4 protein-coding genes are annotated in these 3,762 nt (G+C 28.4%); all 4 read right to left on the minus strand.

Translation table 11 applies throughout. The features are described 5' to 3' along the window. Nucleotides 1-1,094 (minus strand): anti-CBASS protein Acb1 family protein (locus tag U880_RS0105920; protein ID WP_024655164.1); only part of this gene is annotated, 1,094 nt, incomplete at its 3' end. 164 nt (nt 1,095-1,258) lie between these two features. After that, entirely contained in the window at nt 1,259-1,810 is a 552-nt protein-coding gene (gene bdr, locus U880_RS0105925) for a Bdr family repetitive protein (RefSeq protein ID WP_038359452.1), read from the minus strand. Between the two features lie 41 nt (nt 1,811-1,851). Then, complete coding sequence (locus U880_RS0105930) at nt 1,852-3,204, minus strand: PBSX family phage terminase large subunit (protein ID WP_024655166.1); 1,353 nt, start codon at nt 3,202-3,204, stop codon at nt 1,852-1,854. A gap of 4 nt (nt 3,205-3,208) precedes the next feature. Next, on the minus strand, nt 3,209-3,748 hold the full coding sequence (locus U880_RS0105935) for a DUF603 domain-containing protein (RefSeq protein WP_024655167.1): 540 nt from the start codon (nt 3,746-3,748) through the stop codon (nt 3,209-3,211). Nucleotides 3,749-3,762: the final 14 nt, after the last annotated feature.

The following is a 3,762-nucleotide window of genomic DNA, read 5'->3' on the forward strand; positions in this document are numbered from 1 at the left end:
AATCTCATATCAAGACCAAAATATTGATTAAGCTTCTGATTTACCGCAATTTCAATCCGTTCTTGCACCCCCTTCAAAAAATCATAATAATTACTTCGGTCTCCTTTACCATCATTGCCAAGACCTTTAGTTTGTTCATTGAAACTCCTAGTTAATGGTTCTTTAGTATCTGCTCCTATTTTTGCTTTTACAAGTTCTAAAGTATCTTTCAAAAAAGTAAGTTCATATTTCATAACTTCTAAATGTGCAGACTCACTTCCAGAATAAAATATCCCATCATTATTCAAGTTGGATTTTAGTCTCTCAAGTTCGAGGGACAAATCATTGTTTAGTGCATTCAAGATATTGGTACCCTTCTTTACACTCTCATCACCACTATTATCAACACTACCATCATCAGAATTGCGCTTAAATAGCTTCTTAAACATACCAGAACTATTATCTTTATTGCTTTTGGTAAGTAAATTAAATTGCAAAGATGCTTTACTTATAGCATCATTAATCTCTGCTAAAGACTCGTCTTTGTAAAACAAAAAATTGTAGTTTCGAATCCTTCTATCTATCTCTTGATAGATAGTCTCAAAAAGAACTACATTTAGAAGAAAACTTTGCGTATAACATGGCGTATATGAACCCAAAATATAGTCATAATTCTCATATATGATCAAACGACTCTTATGGATCTTTACTTCTTTTCTAACTAAAACTCCCTCATCATCCTCTTCTTTGAATGAATATATGACATAAGAAGACTTAGAACCCCTATCTCGCACACAACTAAAATCTAAATACACAAATCCAATTGGTAATTCTGAATTAATTTCTAAGTCAAGATTATCATCTCCTGCTGTTTTGACCAAAATATAGCCAACACCATTGAATCTGTAACTTATGATACAATTCAATAGTGCTTCTTTGAGTTCTACTTTTAGAGTATCTAACGTATCTTCAATACCACTTAAAGCAGTACTATAAACAATTTCTAAGTTGATCCCATTGTGAAGAACGTCTTCTGCAACATTATTTATATAATTCCTGAAAAATATTGAATGTTTGTATAATTCATAAGAATTGATTTTAGAGTTGTATTTCATTATTTCTCCAATACATCAACCTTATCTAACCTTATTCAATATACAAAAAATAATTATAGATCAATTATTTATTTTTGCTAAAAAAAAATAGCAAAAATAATAAAAAATTGCAAAAAAAATTTAAACTTATTCTTTAGATAGAAGAAATATTTACTTATTTAAATCTACTTTATAAACAATGCATATAACATAGATATTAATGCTAGAAATATTCCTACATTAATGGTAATAATAGTCCCAAACATCCAAGCATGTAATTTAAATGTTCCTTTAACCTCTGATGCAAATTTATCTATCTTAGTATCAAGTTCCATTTTGTTCACTTCCATATCTTTTCTTACAAGAGAAATATCTGACTTTAATTCGTCCCTTACTTTGTCGATTTTATTATTTAAGTTATTTTCAACAGTATCTATTTTGTTATCAAGTTCATTAAATTTAGTATCTATTTTGTTATCAAGTTCATTAAATTTAGTATCTATTTTGTTATCAAGGGCATCTTTAACCTTTTCAATATCAGATCTTAAACCACGCTCTAACATCTCCAATTTTATGTCAAAGTTCTCTTTTAAATATTCAAGATCTTTAGTAGTAAGTTCATTTTTATAGTATCTATAAGATAAATCGTCCGCAATATCTCTCTTAATACCAGCTTTTACAAGCTCATTTAATACCATCTGCCTAGTAATTACAGGCTCCATTTGCATATACTCCATAAAGAATCTCCTTATGTAATTATTATACAATAATTTATAAGCTAAATGAAAGTAAATTTAGTAAAATGCCTAATTCTATCACGATAATTTAAAGACATAATTAAATATGCTGCTGATAATGCATCAAGAGCATCATCATGAACTTTACCATCTCCATTATATGAATAAATATCACTAAATGCAGAACGACTACTATAATCTAATAAATGCATCTTGTTATAAGTAAATGGTGTTAATAAAGAAACAATTCTTGAGTGTTTATTTGTTTTGGGTCTTGTTGGTGCAATTCTAAAGTAATTTGGCATATTATCTCGAAGTCTAACATATTCACGTGTTAAAGACCCAGCTCCTTTAATATCATCTCTATCTTCAATATAAAGTGTATTAACATTTAAATTCCCCATTATTACCTTTATTGTATTCATAATATATGGATCAACAGCTGGTTTTTGCTCTTGAAATATAAATGCATAATACTTATCCGATACCTTCTCTAAAACACAAAGAGAAGTATTATCCCCACCACTACTATATGCAGGATCTAAATAAGCTATAGGACTTTTAAATTCATAGTCTTCAATAATATTAATATTACGGAATATAGCATCATTATTTGCGACCCATTCTCCTAGTAGTACACTGGCTTTATATGTTGGAAAGTCTTTATAAAGTTCTTCTTGGGTCTTTATAAATTCCTTTGAAATTTCCTCATTATCATATGTCGTAAAATTATATGTAGAATATATCTTGTTATTATCAATATAATCTGTTTTAAAATAATGCTCCGGATGATCAGGATTAGTATCAAAAATAATAAACTCTGGTTTTATTCTTAGTCTCTTAAGCGCTTCTTTTAATGTCTCTTTATGMAGMGTTGTTGCTTCATTAACATAAATAACAGCAGAATTCGATCCTCTAAATCTTTCAAAATCTCTTATTTTATCACCACCATATAAATTAACCCTTAAAGAATYAATTTCAAAATATGACGTATTTGAATATTTGGGAACAAAAGGTATTTTAAGCATATTAGCAAGTTTTTTAAACTGGCCTGTAACATTAATTTCTAATGCCTTCTGTGAGTTGCCTAATATAAAATTATTGGTATCTTGACTATAAATATGCCTATTTTTAAGTAAAGTTTTTAAGAATAAATAACAAGCCAAAAATGTTTTACCACTTGCAATTCCACCTGATAAAATAACTTTGCTTTGATTATTCTTTTCAATATCATTTAACACCTTACGTTGTTTTTTATTTAAGAACTTATTTTCAAATCTTTTAAAATCAACAACTACTGATTTTGGCTTCATAAAAGACGCAATATCAATACCAAAATCACGCTTATACTCTCTTTGCAGAGACTTAAAAATGCTACTACTGTATATATCCATTTACTTATCCTCCAAACTTAAATCTACCCTCATCTAAGTCTGCGATTTTGAGTTTCTTCATTGTTTCATAACATAACTTCATTGTTTTATCTTCTTTCTCACGTTTTAAATCTTTAAGCTTAATCTTCTTATCTTGAAGTTCTCTACTATTTCCTTTATTTTTAATCATTTTAATCTCTCTCTCCAATAGATCTATTTCTTCTATACAATCCTCAAGTTCTAATTCTAAATAATTATTAAATGCCTTCATAAACTTAAGTCCAAGTTGACTTTTCGTTATACTAAATTGACTTTTAAGCTCACGTGCTTTGGCATTGTTTTCAAGTACTCGATCTAAGACACTATTAAGAGTAGTTTTACAAATGGTTATTTTATTATCACTATCAAACTCTTTTGGATTATCTTGACTACTTGCCCATTTTTGTCTCATCTTACATACATTAGCTCGTGAAACACAAAGCTCTTTCGCTATTTCAGCATCATTTAATCGACCTTCTTCAAAATACATGGCATAATCTTCATATGCTCTTTTTACTTTATTCATATCTCTTCAACCTT

It is taken from the genome of Borrelia hispanica CRI, assembly GCF_000500065.1.
GTDB classification, from domain to species: Bacteria; Spirochaetota; Spirochaetia; order Borreliales; family Borreliaceae; genus Borrelia; species Borrelia hispanica.

Bases quoted from the DNA above. Each gene is read 5' to 3' on its own strand.
- bdr (WP_038359452.1), bottom strand. From the start codon at position 1,810: ATGGAGTATATGCAAATGGAGCCTGTAATTACTAGGCAGATGGTATTA.
- U880_RS0105935 (WP_024655167.1), bottom strand. From the start codon at position 3,748: ATGAATAAAGTAAAAAGAGCATATGAAGATTATGCCATGTATTTTGAA.